The sequence below is a fragment of the Paenibacillus aurantiacus genome, assembly GCF_042431225.1.
GTDB classification, from domain to species: Bacteria; Bacillota; Bacilli; order Paenibacillales; family Paenibacillaceae; genus Paenibacillus_Z; species Paenibacillus_Z aurantiacus.
On sequence record NZ_JBHMDO010000047.1, the window covers coordinates 517,484 to 533,363 of the forward strand.

Genomic DNA, 15,880 nt, shown 5'->3' on the forward strand with positions numbered 1-15,880 from the left:
GGGATGCATGACGTTTACGTCCGGGGGGACACTAGTTGTTGCAACGAAACTTGCGTCAAACACTTTCGTTTAGGAGGGTTTCGTCATGCATTTTTTGGGTCACGTCGTCCGTTTCATCGTGGCTGCGATCGTCTTGATGATTGTCGGCTATATCGTTCCACAGTTCAGCGTCGGCGGATTCTGGAGCGCGTTCTTCCTGGCGCTGGTCATCGCCGCCTTCGGCTGGATCATTGAAGGCATCTTCGGCAAACGCGTGACGCCGTTCGGACGAGGCATCGTCGGATTCATCGCCAGCGCCGCTGTCATCTGGGTTGCGCAATTCATCGTCAGCGGCGTAGCCGTCACGTGGCTCGGCGCCATCCTCGCGGCCCTGGTGATCGGGATTATCGACTTGTTCATTCCGGTCAGCACGCCGTACGAGGCCGGACGCCGGGAAGAGCGTGGCTAACGCGTTCGCAAGCACATGCATTTTCGGGTCTCGGAGCAATCCGCCTCAATAAAGCGCGGCCCCGCGTTCATGCGGGGCCCGTTTTATGTCCGCTTCATGAGCCTTCCCCCAATTCCTTCAATAGTTCGTCACTGGTATTTTGTCCGAATAACGGTATACTTAAGTACGAATCACCAATACATAAGTCCACGTATGGAAAGGGGTACCACCTTGTTCAAGAAAACATGGCTCATGCTGCTGACGCTCGCGGCGCTCGTGCTTGTACTGGCCGCTTGCGGATCCGGCAACAAATCCGAGGAGACGGGCAGCGCGGTAGAAGAGCCGACCACAGCCGCGAATGAAATCGTGATCAAAGCATCCAACTGGGAGTTCGACCAAGCCGAATATAAAATCAAAAAAGGCGAAGCGACGAAAATCAGCGTCGAGGCCAAATCGGGCATTCACGGCATCGAGATCCAGGATCTCGGCGTGAAAATCCAAACCGGCGACTCCGAAGTCGTCACGATCAAAGAACCGGGCACGTACACCTTCTTCTGCAACATTCAGTGCGGCGCCGGCCACTCCAAAATGAAATCGACGATCGTCGTCGAGTAAATGCTAGCGTCCCTCGCCTTACTGGCGACGGGGCGCTTTCTTTATATCGCAACCTGCACGCACGCGGCAAAAAAAGGAGGCGCTCTCCGTTATGGCGAGCCCTCCCTTGCGAATTCTGCCCCAATAACCGCTGTTCTCTAACTTTCTTCGATCAGTTCGATCCATTCGTTGTATTCGGTCTGAAGCTTCGAATATTCGATCTTCAGTTTGTTGTGCTCGATCTGCAATCGCTCGAACTCCGCTTGGTCGGAATTGCGCTGCTGCTCCTCCATCTCGGATTGCAGCGCGTCCACTTGCCGCATCAGCGCGCGAATGCGCTCCTCCGCCTCGTCTCGGGCAACAGCAAGCTGCTCCGCAAGCGAAGATTCGACTTCCGCGTGCGCGGCCGCCTGACGCCTTGCCTGTTCGAGCTCTTCGCTCGCCGCCTGACGCTCCCGTTCCATCTCGCGAGCGCGCTGCAGCGCGCTCGCGAGGGCCGCTTCTGTCTCGGCGATTCGCGACGCCGTCTGTTCGCGCAGCTCGTCTAGCTCCCGCTGATTGCCGCGCTGCTCCAGAAGCCGCTGCTCGGCGGCGCCGAGCTTCGCCTTCAGCTCCCGCTCGCGCGCCTTGAGCACCTCTTGTTCCTGACGCAGCCGCTCCCGAACGTCCGTCAGCTCCCGGACTTGCACTTCCAGCTGCTGTGCTTGGCGAAGCGCGGCAGCCGCTTGCTCGCCCTGCTTGCGCAGCTGCTCATCCTGCCGTCCCGTGGACTCATTGCGCCGAGCATCCTTAAGCTTCAACTCTTCGAGCTGCGCACGTATATCCGCCTCGGCCTCGGTCGCCTCCAGCAGCTGGAACTCCAGCTCGTCGATGCGCGCGCGCATCGACGCATCGGCCGCTTTGCTCGCGCCCTCCGCGGCCTGTGCAGCCGTGTCGGCGGCTTCGCGCTCGCCTCGGACGCGCTCTAATTCCGCGGCGAGCGACTCGACTTGCTCGCGCCACTCTTCATTCGCCGTGCGGCTGCGTGCAAGCTCAGCCTCCCTCGACGCTTCGAGCGAACGGATGCGAGACTCGTATTCGGCCCGCAGCGATTCGGCTTGTTCCAGTTGTTCCAGAACCGCTTCGTCAAGGAGCGCCTGCGCGCTGTCCCTTTCGCGAGCGAGCTCGGCTTGCGCCGCCTGGCGGGCTTCTTCTAATTGAGCTTGCAGCTTCTTGCGTTCTTCATCGGCTTGGCGCATTAGCGCCGTCCTTGCCGATTCCAGCTCCTCCGCGGCAGCTCGGCGAACCGCTTCGAGCTCGGCCTGCGCCTGGCTTCGAACGGCTGCAAGCTCGTCCTCGGCCGTTTGCTTGGCGGCGGCAATTTCCAAGGAGACCCTTGCCTGAGCGTCTTCCGCTTCTGCGGCCGCTTGCCGTGCCGCCTCAAGCGACGCCTCGTGCTTGCGCTTCTCCTGCTCGATGCCGCTCGCGAACGCTTCCCGGACTTGCTCCAGCTGTTGCCGCGCCGTGGCTTGCGCCTCTTCCAGCGCTGCCGCGCTTGCGGCTTTCAACCGGTTAATCTCCTCGATCGCGGCTGCCGCCGCCTCCGTATGGATCTCCCGTTCAATCTCGATCTCCAGCTGAAGCTCTTCGCGTACGCGGACAAGCTCTGCCGCCGATTCCGAAGCCATGCGATCCAGCTGCGCTCTTGCCGCCTCGCGTTCTCCTTCTAATCCGAGCCTTGCGGACTCGCGGGCTAGCTCCAGCTGAGCGCGCGCTTCGTCGCGAATGCGGCGCAGCTCCTCGCGGAGCTCTTCCTGCGCCTGATCATGCTGCGCTTGAAGCTGAGCCAGACGCGCTTCCTTGTCCTCTTCCGATGCATCCAGCGCCAGCTGGGCCATCGTTAAGCGCTCCTCGAAGTCGCGCACTGTCGTCTCCAGCTGCTCCGCCGCAGCGGCAGCCGCTTGTGCGAATTCCGCTTGCGCCTCTTCTTCGCGGGAGACATGTTCGGCATGCGCTTGCGCGAGCGCCGTCCGTGCGTTCTCCTGCTCTAACGACAGGGCCGCCTGCGCGGCGGCTAGCTCACGCTCAAGTTCGGCGATCGTATCCGCCGACGCCGCGCGTTCCTCCGCAAGTTCGGTCCGCACACGCTCCAGCTTGACGGATGCGGCCGCTTCCGCCTCTTCGAAAGCAGCCAGCAGCTGGTCCAGCTCTGCCTGGGCCTCTTGCAGCCGCGCTTCCGCGCTTGCCATCTCGCGCGCCAACTGTTCGCGCAGGGAGCCAGACTCGGCTGCATGCGATTCTTTTGCTTGGGCCAACTCTTCCTGCAGCAAGCGGATCTCTTCTTGGAGCAAGCTCGCTTGGCGTGCATGCGCGGCTGTCGCCTTCGCAAGCTCCTCGCGCAGCGATTCGATCTCCGCTTGCAGCTCGCCCGATTGACCGGCATGCGCGTCCTTCGAAGCTGCCAGCTCTTCTTGCAGCAGCTCGATCTCCATCCGAAGCTCGCTCGTTTGGTCCGCATGCGCGGCTGTCGCCTTCGCAAGCTCCTCGCGCAGCGATTCGATTACCGCTTGCAGATCGCCCGCTTGACCGGCATGCGCGTCCTTCGAAGCTGCCAGCTCTTCCTCCAATGCTTCGATCTTGGCCTGCTGCCTTGCAGCATCGCTCGCATGCGCGCTCTTCGCTCTCGCCAGCTCTTCCTGCAGCAGCTCGATCTCGATCTGCTGCTCGCCTGCTTGATTCGCGTGCGCGTCCTTCGCCTTCGTCAGCTCTCCATTTAATTGCACAATCTTGGCCTGCAGCTCGTCTGCATGGCTCGCATGCGCGCTTCTCGCGTTCTCCAGCTCTTCTTGCAGCAGCTCGATCTCCGCTTGCAGCTCGTCCGCATGGCTCGCATGCGCGCTTCTCGCGTTCTCCAGCTCTTCTTGCAGCAGCTCGATCTCCGCTTGCAGCTCGCTCGCCTGGCTCGCATGCGCGTCTTTCGCTGTCGCCAGTTCGTTCTGCAGCTGTCCTATTACAGCCTGCAGCTCGATCGTCCGGCCGGCATGCGTGTTCTTCGCCGAGACTAGCTCCTCCTGCAGCAATTCGATCTCCATTTGCAGGTCGCCGGCTTGGCGCGCATGCAACTCGCCTGCTTGCGCCAGCTGCGCTTCCAGCGCCTCCAATTGGCGCTTCGACTCGTCCAGCTTCGCTTCTTGCCCGGCATGCGCTTCGCGCGCCTGCTCGAGCTCAAGCCGCAGCGCATGCTGTCCGTGCAGCAGCTCGTCCGCGGCCGCAGCCGCCTCCGCATGCGACGCGCGCGCTTGCTCGAGCTCGGCTTGCAGCTGCTCGCGGACGCGGGCAAGCTCGGCGGCCGCTTCCGATTCCGCCTCGATCTGGGCGGCCAGCGCCTGCTCCATCTGCTCTTCCAGCTCGGCGCGAAGCTGCGTTACGGCGTCCGCAGCCGATTGTTCCGCCGCGATAATGGCGATCTGAGCCTGCTCCAGCCGCTCCTGCATCGTCTGACGCACAGCCGCGAGCTCAGCCTCCGCGGCCGCCTCCGCCGCTTCCCGCGCCGCAATGGCCTCCTCGAGCTCGCGTGTTTTGCGGGCCAACACGCTGCCCGCCGCCTCCCGTTCATGCTCGAGCTCTGCCGCGGCGCGGGCTAGCGCTTCCGCTTGCTCCGCTTTCAGCGTGTCAAGTTCAGCGGTCAATTGCTCTCGGGTCTGCGCCAAGGCAACCGCTGCTCTCTCTTCCGCTTCGGCATAGATCTGCATCGCTTGCTCGAGCTCACTGTTCAGCCTGGCCGTCTCGTCTGCCGCCAGCTCGCGTTCTCGGGCTAGCTCCTCTTGCAGGCTCGACAGCTGCGCCGCGGCTTCCCTGGAGGCCTCTGCATGCGCTTCGGCCGCCTGACGAAGCTCCTCCGCCAGCGAATCGCGAATGCGCATGAGCTCAGCCGCGGCGGCTTCCGCCGTCTGTTCATAATGCTCGCGCTGCAGCTCAAGCTCTAGACTCAGCTCTTCGCGCATCTCCGTAATCACGGTTTGATGCCGGCGCTCTGCCGTCGCGAGCTCCGTCTCTTTCGCTTCCTTCAGCTCGGCAAATTCCTTCTCCTTCGCTTGACGGAGCTGCTCAAGCTCTTCGGCTGCTTCCGCATAAGCCTTCTCCAGCTCCAATACAGCTTCCGCCTTAGCCTGCTCAAGCTCGCTCTCTATCGTCTGACGCTCGGCGCGTGCGCGCTCGAGTTCTTCCGCCAGTGTCTGGCAGCGGATTTCGGTTTCGTGCAGCTGTTCGTTCTCCCGGCCTAGCCGAAATACGTCTTCCGCCATATGTACAGCAGCAAGCAGCGCGAGCTTGGGGATGTCCAGACGCGGATATCCTTTCGCCAGCTTGTGCATATTTTCGTCGACAAGCGCAGCCACCCTCCGAATATATTCGGGGTTCGTGTGACCCATTAATTTGAACTGATGACCATATATATCAACCGTTATGCTCTTACGTCCGGCAGCATCCATGAAGGCGGTTCCTCCTCGGGAAATAAATCCTTGTGACTTGACTAAGGGGTTTCGATTTCTCTTGTAATTCCATTCGGCTTCTTACAAGCTTCTAAGCTATCAACGCATTCGTTTCAAACAGCATAACCGATGGGCTCTTGGCGAATCAAGCTGGCAGCCTGCCCGCCGTACGCCTGCCATCCGTCATGCCCGAAAAGCTGGCTGCCGGTGCGCGCCGATGCCGCGCGATTGCTTCATTGGAAGCGCATCCGCGCTCCGTTGAACAAAAAAACCGCATCGAATCGGTTCGCAATGAACTAATTCGATGCGGCTTCTAGCATCTCCTGCCTATTTCCGCAATTCCGCGCCAAAAGATTGTTCCAGCTTCGACACGACGGAAGCGTGCAGCTCCGTTACTTCTTCGTCCGTCAGCGTGCGTTCCGCATGGCGGTAGACAAGCGACAGCGCGACGCTCTTCTTGCTCGCCCCGAGTCTCTCGCCCGTGTAGACGTCGAAGACGTGAATCGACTCGAGCAATGCGCCTGCTTGTTCCGCTGCGGCCGCACTCAGCGCGCCGGCTTCCACTCCGCGATCGACCACGAGCGCGATATCGCGCTGCATCGCCGGATAGCGCGGCAGCGCTTTGTATACGATGCCGAAATCCGCTTGGTCATACAGCGGCGTCAGCTCTAGCTCCACGACATAGGTATCGCCCAGATCGCTCGCAAGCTGCACCGATGGATGAAGCTGGCCGACGTAGCCGATGACAGTCTTGCCGCCCCCGGTCTCCAACGTTACCGCAGCCGTGCGTCCAGGGTGGAAGTGCGCAGGTTTAGCCGCCTCGTACGACAGCGACCCGGTAACGCCAAGCGTCTCGGCGATGGCTTCGACAATGCCTTTGGCATCGTAGAAGTCGGCCGGCTGCGCTTTGCGGTTCCACTTCGCGCCGATACGGTTGCCCGTAATAAGCGCCGCCAGACGATGCTTCTCCTGCGGCAGACGCGTCAGCTCGGTTTCGTCCGTGTGGAAGACGCTTCCGATTTCGAAAATCGCCACGTCGTCGTTCTTCCGGTTCCGGTTGTACGTCGCCGTCTCGATCAGCTGCGGCAGCAGCGACGTACGCAGCACGCTGCGGTCCTCGCTCATTGGCAGCGCCAGTCGAACCGGAACAGCATTACCGTTCAGCTCCGGGAAGAGCGCCGTGCGCTCCGGATGCGTGAACGAGTAGCTGATGACCTCGTGCAATCCCGCGTTCGTCAGCCGCTTGCGCAGCTCGCGGCGGATTGCCTGCGGCTTGGTCAGCGCGCCCGGCGAAGTCGCCCCTTCGATCGGCGTCGTAGGGATGTTGTCATACCCGTATAGGCGTGCGACCTCTTCAATCAGATCCACGTCGCGAGTCATGTCGCCGCGGCGGGATGGAACTTGGACGGTGAACACGTCGTCGGAGGATACTTGATAACCGAACTGCAGACGGCCGAAAATCGTCTCGACCTCGAGCCGGGACAGATCCGTGCCGAGATAACCGTTGATCTTCGCGATCGACACGGTGATGACGGCCTCCTCGCTAACTGCCGGCTCGGATTGCACGATGCCGTCCAACACAAGTCCGCTTGCGATTTCGGCGATCAGCGCAGCCGCACGGTCGAGCGCAGGGATGACGCGCGCCGGATCGACGCCTTTCTCGAAGCGTGCGCTCGATTCGGAACGAAGGCCGAGCTGGCGGCTCGTCTTGCGGACGGTCGAGCCATCGAAGCGCGCAGACTCCAGCAGAATGTTGACCGTCGAATCCGTGACTTCGGAGTTCGCGCCGCCCATGACGCCTGCGAGCGCGATCGGGCTTGTGCCGTCCGTGATGACGAGCATATGCGGCTCCAGCTTGCGTTCTTGACCGTCAAGCGTTACCAGCGTTTCGCCTTCGCTAGCCAGCCGAACGAGGATGCGTCCGCCTTCCACTTTGTCGGCGTCGAACGCATGCAGCGGTTGTCCGTACTCCAGCATGACGTAGTTCGTCACGTCGACGACGTTGTTGATCGGGCGCACGCCTGCCGCCATGAGACGGTTCTGCATCCATTGCGGGGAAGGGCCGATATGAACGCCTTTAATATAACGCGCGGCGTAATGCGTGCACTGCTCCTTCGCTTCCACTGCTACCTTCACATAATCGGATGCGACTTCGGCCGCACCGTTCAGCGCGGGCCGCGGCAGGTTAACCGGACGACCCGTCAGAGCAGCAACCTCGTAGGCGACGCCCAGCATGCTGAGGCAGTCCGAACGGTTCGGCGTCAAGTCGAGCTCGAGCACCTCGTCCGCGATGGCGAGCACCTCCAGGATCGGCGCGCCGACCGGCGTGCCTTCCGGCAGAACGAGAATGCCTTCTTGCTGCTCCTTCGGCAGCAGCTTGTCGTTCAGTCCCAGCTCCTTGGCGGAGCAGATCATCCCCTGTGATTCGACGCCGCGCAGCTTGGCGCGCTTGATGGCGAAGTCCCCTGGAAGCTTCGCGCCGATCGTCGCGACCGGCACGAGCTGGCCGGCGGCCACGTTCTTCGCGCCGCAGACGATCTGCAGCAATTCTTCCTGTCCGACGTTCACTTTGCACACGGACAATTTGTCTGCGTCGGGATGCTTCTCGCGCTCGACCACGTGGCCGACCACGACGCCGGTCACGCCTTTGTTGCGGTTCTCGACGATGTCGATTTCGATCCCGCCGCTTGTCATGAGCTCGGCGAGCTGCTCGCCGTTATAACCGCTCAAATCGATATATTCGCTCAACCATTTATATGAAACGTTCACTGTCGTACCCTCCTATTACAAACTTGTCTTTACATTCGGACGAACTGGCTCAAGAAGCGCAGATCGTTGGTGTAGAAGTGGCGGATGTCGTCGATGCCATACTTGAGCAGCGCGATCCGCTCCACGCCCATGCCGAACGCAAAGCCGCTCACTTCGTTCGGGTCGTAGCCGCCCATCTCGAGCACGCGCGGGTGTACCATGCCGCATCCGAGAATTTCGAGCCAGCCGGTATGCTTGCACATCCGGCAGCCGTCGCCGCCGCACTGCGAACAGGTCACATCGACTTCCGCGCTCGGTTCGGTGAACGGGAAGAAGCTCGGACGAAGGCGGATTTGCGCCTGCTTGCCGAACATGAGCTGCACGAACTGGAGCAGCGTGCCCTTCAGGTCGCTCATCCGGATGTTCGGGCCGATCACGAGACCTTCAATTTGGTTGAATTGGAACGAATGCGTCGCGTCGTCGTCGTCGCGGCGGTACACTTTGCCCGGGCAAATGACTTTGATCGGTTTGCCCTGCGCCGCTTTCATCGTGCGAACCTGTACCGGGGATGTCTGCGTGCGCATCAGAATTTCGTCCGTGATGTAGAACGAGTCCTGCATATCGCGCGCCGGGTGATCCTTCGGCAGATTCAGCGCCTCGAAGTTGTAGTAATCCGTCTCGACTTCCGGGCCTTCCGCAACGGTATAACCAAGGCCGACGAAAATATCCTCGATCTCCTGCACCACTTTGTTCAGCGGATGGATCGCGCCTGCTTCGGGTTTCTTGCCCGGCAACGTGACGTCGATCGTCTCGGCCGCAAGACGCGCTTCGGTCTCCGAAGCGACGAATGCCGCCTGCTTCGTTTCAATGACGGATTCGATCGCCGCGCGCACGTCGTTGCCGACTTGGCCGATGATTGGCCGCTCCTCCGCGCTCAGCGAGCCCATTCCCCGCAAAATTTCCGTGAGCGCGCCTTTCTTGCCCAAATACTTGACGCGCAGATCGTTCAACTGCTGCGGGCTGTCGACGGTCTCAAGCTCCGTCAAGGCTTCCGAGCGCAATGCTTCTAAACGTTCTTTCATTCCTTTCGCCTCCACACGCAAAATAAAAAAGATCCTTCCTCCCCGCTGACGCAGGGACGAAAGGATCGTGGTACCACCCATATTCGAACGGTCGACGCGCCGCCTGACGAGCGCGGTAATAGCGCGGTCACGGGGACTTGAGCCGTTCCTCATGCTCCGGATATCGGCCGGAAAGCCGGGCCCTCCTACTTTGCGCAAGCAGCCGTTCGACCGCCAGCGTGTTCAGAAGCCTGCTCGGAAGGGAATTTCGGCAGCTCCGGTTCCCGTAAAGACGCTCTCAATCTTCGGCGTCCTCTCCCTGTGCGGCAGCGCTGCGTACTTATCTTCCTCATCGCATTAAAAGTATGTGTCGATTATATATAAAATGTCGCCCCCTGCGCAAGCTTTCGCGCGAAAATCCACGAAATCAGCCGCCCGCCTTGTGGATATACAAAAAAATCCTGCGCCAGCATCGTTCGGATGCCGGCGCAGGACTTCTCATGCTCCGTAATCAGCTTCCAGCCAAATCGCTTATTTCTTGCTGGCGAACGAACGGATGGCCGCCAGCGCCGCAAGTACAACCGCCACGATCGACAGAATAAGCGGCAGCTTGGAATCGCTATCCGATCCTTCTTCCGCTGCGGCTGTATCGCTCGCGGCCGCCGCGCCATGGTGACCGTCGCCTTCGCCCGTCCCTGGAGTTACCGTCGTCACCGATGCCGGGTAATCCGCGTCCGCCGCGCCAATCCATTCCACGACCGAATTGTCGCTGTACGTTTGGTAGGCCTTCCAAGTGATTTCCGTCGCATCCTCGGCCACTTTGCCGCTCACGCGAAACTCGGTGAATTCCGTCTGCTTCAGACCTTCGCCATCCGACGTCCAGGTCACCTTCGTAATGCCGCCTTCCGCGTTCTGTTCAATCGCGTAAGTCCAGCCGGCTTTCGGTTCGACCCGGGACACTTTCACCGTCTCTGGAACGGTTAGCTGGATGCTCTTGGTCGTCACGTTCTCCGATTCGCTCGGCACCCGCACCGCGAACACTTCATAGCTGCCTTGCGTCGTCGCCTTCGGCCACACCGTCACATGCGCGCTCGCCATGCCGGCGAACAGCACCATGGACAGCATCGCCATCGCGATAACCGTCATCTTCTTCATTGCCTGCATTAAGAATCCCCCTATGCTCGTGTGCTCAATGTATCGAGTATAATGCACGATGGTTATGGCTGCATGACTCGATAGGGCTAGCAAAATATGTCGAAATTGTGTACGAAATAAAAAAAAGAACTCGGACCGCCTTTCAGATCCAAGTCCTTCCAATCCGCCGCATGTATGCAGCCGTCGTCGTTGCTTAACGGTCGCCTACCAACCCTTGCTCGTACGCATACCGCGTCAGCTGAACCCGGTTATCCAAATGCAGCTTTTGCAAAATATTCTTCAAATGATTCTTTACCGTATGCTCGGACAACCCGAGCGTCACGGCGATCTGCTTGTTCGAATCGCCGGAGGCAACGCGCGCCAGAATATCGCCTTCACGCTGCGTCAGCGGGGTTCGGCCATGTTCGCCGATGCCGCTCTCCCGGCGCTCGAACGCATTCCCTTTCCCTAATCGGTTCACAGCCCCGTCGATCTTGGCAATTGAGCCCGAATCCGCAGCGGACGCGCCGCTGAATTCCTGCAGCAGACGCCGCGCCAGCTCCCTGGACATCGGCGCTTCGTCGACGACGATCCCTCTTAAGTACTCAAGCCAGGAAGAGGGGGACAGATTCTTCCGCAAGTACCCCTGCGCGCCTCGCTTGATCGCCTCGAACAGATGCGTGATGTCGTCGGAGACCGTCACCATGACGATTTTGATCTGCGGATCGACCGCCTTGATATGCTGGGTGGCCGTCATGCCGTTCATGACCGGCATATGAATATCCATCAATACCAGGTCCGGCCCGAGCTCTGCCGCCATCATGACGGCCTGTTCGCCGTGAGCCGCCTCGCCGACGATGTCGAAGAGCGGGTCGGCGCCAAGAATCTCCCGCATCCCTTCCCGGCCGTGCGGGTGATCGTCTACGATGACGACCCGGACACGGCTTGGCGTCTGCGGGCTCCCTGCGCCGGTTCCGTCGAGCGCTTGTTCTCTTGGTTGATCGTATGGCTTCTTCATATTCAAGCGCCCTCCTTCGAAGTTAGCACGACGCGTAATCCGCTGTTTCGGCCATTTAGCGTTCCTGGTACGTCAGCCGTGCCCATGTCAAGCTGCCAGTCCATTTCTCTGGCTCTATCTTGCATCATGCGGATGCCGTAACGGCCCTTAGCCATCAGATCGCTAGGTTCAGCGCCAGCGCCGTCATCCTCGACCATGCAGCGAAATCCGCCGTTCTCCGACGGCTCTGTGCGCACAAGCATTCGGCTAGCCCCGGCATGTTTCTGCACGTTCAGCATCGCTTCGCGAATAATTGCGATTAACTCCACCTTCTGCTTGTTCGTAAGGCCAAGCTCCGACAGCCGCCAATCCATCTCCACCCGAATGCCGTCCGTACTGGCCATCTCCTCGGCGAGCAGCACGACCGGCTGCATCCACTCCGTATCCGCCAGCGACGGCTCGCTGCGCAGATTGGCGATCGACTGCCGCACATCTTCGAAGACGCGCCTGACCGTGCCGCGCAGCTGGACGGCCGTCTGGGCGGCCGCGCCGCCTTCCGTCTCCCGTTCCAGCCTGTCGAGCTTGACGGCAAGCAGGAACAGCGACTGCGAGATGCCGTCGTGCAGCTCGCGCGCCAGCTGCTCGCGTTCGACGAGCGCGGCTTTCACCGCACGCTCGCGCTGCAGCGATTCGTGCGCTTCCTCCAGCATGCGCATGAGCCCGCGCACCAGGGTGAGCGTCACGACCAGGACGATGACCGGAGCAAGCAAATTGCCGAGATCCATCGAGATATACGGAAGCAGGAACGCGTGTCGGACGTATTCCCAGAGGGCGATCGTCGCCGTCGGTATCCAGAGAATGAGCCATTTGATCCGTTTATATCGCATCGCGGCCGCTCCTTCTCTCAGCCCGATTAATAGTTGCGGAATTCATAGCGCTCCACGATTTCGTCGTCGTTCTGCGTGATGAACCGCATCTCCGCCTGCCACTTGCCCGCGAACGGCAGGAACGGCCCTTCCGCTTTAAGCGAATCGCCGATGAAGCCGGTGAACTCGCTCGTCTCTTCGTCCACGAATGGCTTAAGCGGCACTTCGATCGCGCCAAGGTCCGGACGGTCGAGCGAAATCATCCGCATTCTGACCGACTTGGCCGGCCCGACGTTCTGCGGCAGCCAGACGCGCAGGATGAACGTATTGTCCGCCCCCGGCTTATTCGGCGAGATGCGCAGCGTCAGATGCTGCTTCTCGCCCATTTTGTGATACAAAATCGGTTCGTTCGCCGGGAGCGGGGTGATATAGGTGAAGATGCCGACGATCGCGATAATGAGCGCCATCAGCCCCAGGTCCACTCTCAACAGCGCCAGCGGCGGCAGCTGACCTTTCCGCACGCGGAAGCGAAGCAGCGCGCCGACGATCAGCACGAGCACGACGAGCGCGGTCTTGGCGATGAGCATTTTGCCCCAAGGCGTATACAGCAGATAATCGAGCGACGGCAGGAAGAACAGCGTCATCGCCACGCCGCTGACCGTCATGACCGCGATCGACAAGAGCGCCATTTGGGAGAACTGCTCGGCGAAACGTCCGGCTTCCTTGCGGTCGAACTTCCACAATGCGAGCAGAAGGACGAGTCCGCCCGACCATAGCGCGGCGCCAGCCAGATGGACGAAGTCCAGCAGCACCGTCACGAATTTAGGCGAATAGACGACTGCATGGCCGCTCCAGCTCTCCACGCCAAGGATGAGCACGGCCCATACGGCTCTCGCGGCGCTGCCTAGCTTGAGCACGGGGAACAGCGCAGCAGCCAGCACGATGAGCAGCAGCCAGCCGCGGCCGACCGAGGTTTGACCGAACAGCTTCGCATATTCGCTCGCCGGATAGCCCTTCATCATCTCCGTCGCTTGGATGAACACGAAGAGAAGGACAACTACAAGCAGCGTTCGGGCGACAGGAAGTTCCCACTTGCGGCGGACGCGGCCCAGCGACTGGTTCTCCTTCCTCGCGATGGCCGACCACAAGAGAAGACCGGCCGCGAGCATGAGCGCCGCATAATACGCGATTCGCATGGCATATAGAATGAAATCTCTGCCGCCCAGCTGGGTCGACATCACATGCCCTTCGTGGCCGAGCTGGGTATGCAGATTGAAGTTCGAGGCGTCGACGGCTTCCGGCGGGTCGCCGACGATGAAGACGTACGAGCCCGTGACCGGATGACCGTCCGCCGAGATGACATTGTAGGAGACCGTATACACGCCTTCTTCCAGCGCAGGAAGCGCGAGCGACAACGTGCGTCCGTCCTCGCTCGTGACCGGTTCGGCCGAGCCGACTGCTTTAGATCGTTTATCAAGCACCTTCAGCGAGCCGACTTTCGATTCGATCGCTTCATTGAAGACGAGCTCGATTCGATCCGGCCCCTTCGCCATTCTCTCGCCGACGGCGGGCGTCATCTTCTCGATGACCGCATGGGCGGACGCCAGGCTTGGCATCAGCAGTACCGACACCGCCAGCGCCAGCATTAGGAGAAGCCGCGCCGCAAGGCGCTGGCTAGTTTGCCATTGTTTCACATAAGACGATGGTTGATTAGCAGGAATTATCAATGAAGCCGCACGTCCTTTCTCTTTTGCACTACAAGTCTTAGTGTACTAATCGAACCGCTTTCATGCCAGTGCACAAAATTCGAACTTTCATAGCCGTTACCCCGGCCCCGCCTCGTGACCACCCCATAGATCCCGGGCAAAATCACCAAAAATTATCAGTTCCCTCCTTATTTGGTTATCGTCCATCTATTGCCATTGTAACCTAGGTTGTTTCAGAAATTAAACAATAAACTATAGGTTTCGTGTACAGAACGCAAAAAGCGCCCCGCGCGGTCTCGGTCACTTGAGCCGCGGGACGCCAATCATGAACTTTAGTCGAGATAACCGGCAAGCCCTTTGTCCATTAAATAGTCCATCTCCGCTTCGAGAATATTCTCGACTGCCAGCTCGCTCAGCCGAACATCCTTGCGGGTCATGACGTAATCGACGATATCGTCGATATCGACGTCAACCTCTCCCTTGCGTCCCGCTTGCGCCCGTTCCATGAACGCCGCCGCGTGGCGCAGCACAAGTCCGATGCTCTTCTCGTCTGCCTTCGTCTTGCCTGCTATGTATCGTACCAATTCTTGCTCATTGACTTGTTGTCCGCTCATCTTCCCATGCTCCATTCCTCGGTTGTCTAACTCCCCACATTGTAGCATACTTCGCGCCTGCCATGCCCGGTTAGACCAACTCGTCACCCAAGGACGTTATCTCTTAGTATAAAAAATATACTTACTTACAAATGAGTTGATACTTGCTTTAATTTCTGAAACATTTCATAATGACGGGGGGATGCTCTATTCATGAATCCCCGTCAGGAGGCTATCCACCCATGGACAAAAAAGTCGAACAAGTAACGCTCTCTATATTGGACCTTGCTCCGGTCACAGCCGGCAGCACGCCTTCGGCATCATTCCGGAACTCGCTCGATCTCGCTCGCAATGCGGAGCGGCTCGGCTATCATCGCTACTGGCTCGCTGAGCATCATAACATGCCCGGCATCGCAAGTTCCGCGACCTCCGTCGCGATCGGCTATATCGCGGCAGGCACGACGACAATCCGCGTCGGATCCGGCGGCATTATGCTGCCTAACCATGCTCCGCTCATGATCGCCGAGCAGTTCGGCACGCTGGAATCGATGTATCCCGGCCGGATCGATCTAGGACTCGGCCGCGCACCGGGGTCCGATCAGCCGGCTGCCCGCGCTATCCGGCGCGGCCTCGCAAGCGGCGGACATGACTTTCCGGAGCTGCTGGGCGAACTTCGGGCGTATTTGGACCCGAACGCGAGTCCGGACTACCGGCCAGCGGGCGTCCGCGCTTTCCCCGGGGAAGGGCTCGACATCCCGATCTGGCTGCTTGGCTCGAGCGACTTCAGCGCGCGGCTTGCCGCCGAGCTCGGTTTGCCTTTCGCGTTCGCAAGTCATTTCGCTCCAGATTACCTGCTGCATGCGCTTGATCTATACCGAAGCGGCTTCAAGCCTTCCCAGCAGCTGGAGAAGCCGTATGCCATGGTCGGCGTGAATATCGTCGTGGCCGAGACCGACGAGGAAGCGAGATATTTGGCGACGAGCCACCAGCAGCAGTTCCTCAATATCATCCGCGGGCGCACCGGCTTGCTCCAGCCGCCGGTCGCGGATATGGACGCGCTCTGGTCGGCGCAGGAGAAAGCGGTCGTGCACCGGCAGCTGCATTATGCGATCGCGGGCAGCAAAGCAACGGTGCGCGCCAGACTGCAGGAGATCGTGGAGGAGACGCAAGCCAATGAGATCATCGTCGCTACAACGGTCTATGACCATGCCGCCAGGGTGCGCTCTTACGAGCTGCTGAAAGAAGCGGTGAACGGGTAACTCCGTCCGCGGACGTATCCCGCTCC

At 60.2% G+C, this 15,880-nt stretch carries 11 protein-coding genes; 3 read left to right on the forward strand and 8 right to left on the reverse strand.

Annotated features, from left to right (window positions below; translation table 11 throughout):
* Nucleotides 1–85: 85 nt before the first annotated feature.
* Together ACFFSY_RS30615 and ACFFSY_RS30620 are read left to right on the forward strand one after the other, a co-directional pair.
* Nucleotides 86–448, forward strand: coding sequence for a phage holin family protein (locus ACFFSY_RS30615; protein ID WP_377501390.1), 363 nt, complete (start codon nucleotides 86–88; stop codon nucleotides 446–448).
* Nucleotides 449–658: 210 nt separating this feature from the next.
* Complete coding sequence (locus ACFFSY_RS30620) at nucleotides 659–1,042, forward strand: cupredoxin domain-containing protein (RefSeq protein WP_377501392.1); 384 nt, start codon at nucleotides 659–661, stop codon at nucleotides 1,040–1,042.
* A 137-nt stretch (nucleotides 1,043–1,179) separates the two neighbouring features.
* On the opposite strand, the gene ACFFSY_RS30625 is transcribed toward ACFFSY_RS30620, so the two are convergent.
* The 8 genes from ACFFSY_RS30625 to ACFFSY_RS30660 form a co-directional block, all read right to left on the reverse strand.
* On the reverse strand, nucleotides 1,180–5,490 hold the full coding sequence (locus ACFFSY_RS30625; protein ID WP_377501394.1) for a hypothetical protein: 4,311 nt from the start codon (nucleotides 5,488–5,490) through the stop codon (nucleotides 1,180–1,182).
* A 327-nt stretch (nucleotides 5,491–5,817) separates the two neighbouring features.
* On the reverse strand, nucleotides 5,818–8,259 hold the full coding sequence (pheT, locus tag ACFFSY_RS30630) for a phenylalanine--tRNA ligase subunit beta (protein ID WP_377501396.1): 2,442 nt from the start codon (nucleotides 8,257–8,259) through the stop codon (nucleotides 5,818–5,820).
* Nucleotides 8,260–8,288: 29 nt separating this feature from the next.
* On the reverse strand, nucleotides 8,289–9,320 hold the full coding sequence (pheS, locus tag ACFFSY_RS30635; RefSeq protein WP_377501398.1) for a phenylalanine--tRNA ligase subunit alpha: 1,032 nt from the start codon (nucleotides 9,318–9,320) through the stop codon (nucleotides 8,289–8,291).
* A gap of 510 nt (nucleotides 9,321–9,830) precedes the next feature.
* Entirely contained in the window at nucleotides 9,831–10,463 is a 633-nt protein-coding gene (locus tag ACFFSY_RS30640) for a YcnI family copper-binding membrane protein (protein ID WP_377501400.1), read from the reverse strand.
* Nucleotides 10,464–10,647: 184 nt separating this feature from the next.
* On the reverse strand, nucleotides 10,648–11,328 hold the full coding sequence (locus ACFFSY_RS30645; RefSeq protein WP_377501587.1) for a response regulator: 681 nt from the start codon (nucleotides 11,326–11,328) through the stop codon (nucleotides 10,648–10,650).
* Nucleotides 11,329–11,453: 125 nt separating this feature from the next.
* Complete coding sequence (locus ACFFSY_RS30650; protein WP_377501402.1) at nucleotides 11,454–12,317, reverse strand: sensor histidine kinase; 864 nt, start codon at nucleotides 12,315–12,317, stop codon at nucleotides 11,454–11,456.
* A 26-nt stretch (nucleotides 12,318–12,343) separates the two neighbouring features.
* Nucleotides 12,344–13,942, reverse strand: coding sequence for a copper resistance CopC/CopD family protein (locus ACFFSY_RS30655; protein ID WP_377501404.1), 1,599 nt, complete (start codon nucleotides 13,940–13,942; stop codon nucleotides 12,344–12,346).
* 392 nt (nucleotides 13,943–14,334) lie between these two features.
* The gene (locus ACFFSY_RS30660) at nucleotides 14,335–14,616 is read right to left on the reverse strand and encodes a hypothetical protein (protein ID WP_377501406.1); all 282 of its coding nucleotides are present in this window, start codon (nucleotides 14,614–14,616) and stop codon (nucleotides 14,335–14,337) included.
* Nucleotides 14,617–14,837: 221 nt separating this feature from the next.
* Between ACFFSY_RS30660 and ACFFSY_RS30665 the strand changes: the two genes are divergently transcribed.
* Nucleotides 14,838–15,854, forward strand: coding sequence for an LLM class flavin-dependent oxidoreductase (locus ACFFSY_RS30665; RefSeq protein ID WP_377501408.1), 1,017 nt, complete (start codon nucleotides 14,838–14,840; stop codon nucleotides 15,852–15,854).
* Nucleotides 15,855–15,880 lie beyond the last annotated feature (26 nt).

Bases quoted from the DNA above. Each gene is read 5' to 3' on its own strand.
- ACFFSY_RS30615 (WP_377501390.1), top strand. From the start codon at position 86: ATGCATTTTTTGGGTCACGTCGTCCGTTTCATCGTGGCTGCGATCGTC.
- ACFFSY_RS30625 (WP_377501394.1), bottom strand. From the start codon at position 5,490: ATGGATGCTGCCGGACGTAAGAGCATAACGGTTGATATATATGGTCAT.
- pheS (WP_377501398.1), bottom strand. From the start codon at position 9,320: ATGAAAGAACGTTTAGAAGCATTGCGCTCGGAAGCCTTGACGGAGCTT.
- ACFFSY_RS30640 (WP_377501400.1), bottom strand. From the start codon at position 10,463: ATGCAGGCAATGAAGAAGATGACGGTTATCGCGATGGCGATGCTGTCC.
- ACFFSY_RS30645 (WP_377501587.1), bottom strand. From the start codon at position 11,328: ATGCGGGAGATTCTTGGCGCCGACCCGCTCTTCGACATCGTCGGCGAG.
- ACFFSY_RS30650 (WP_377501402.1), bottom strand. From the start codon at position 12,317: ATGCGATATAAACGGATCAAATGGCTCATTCTCTGGATACCGACGGCG.
- ACFFSY_RS30655 (WP_377501404.1), bottom strand. From the start codon at position 13,942: ATGCTGGCGCTGGCGGTGTCGGTACTGCTGATGCCAAGCCTGGCGTCC.
- ACFFSY_RS30660 (WP_377501406.1), bottom strand. From the start codon at position 14,616: ATGAGCGGACAACAAGTCAATGAGCAAGAATTGGTACGATACATAGCA.
- ACFFSY_RS30665 (WP_377501408.1), top strand. From the start codon at position 14,838: ATGGACAAAAAAGTCGAACAAGTAACGCTCTCTATATTGGACCTTGCT.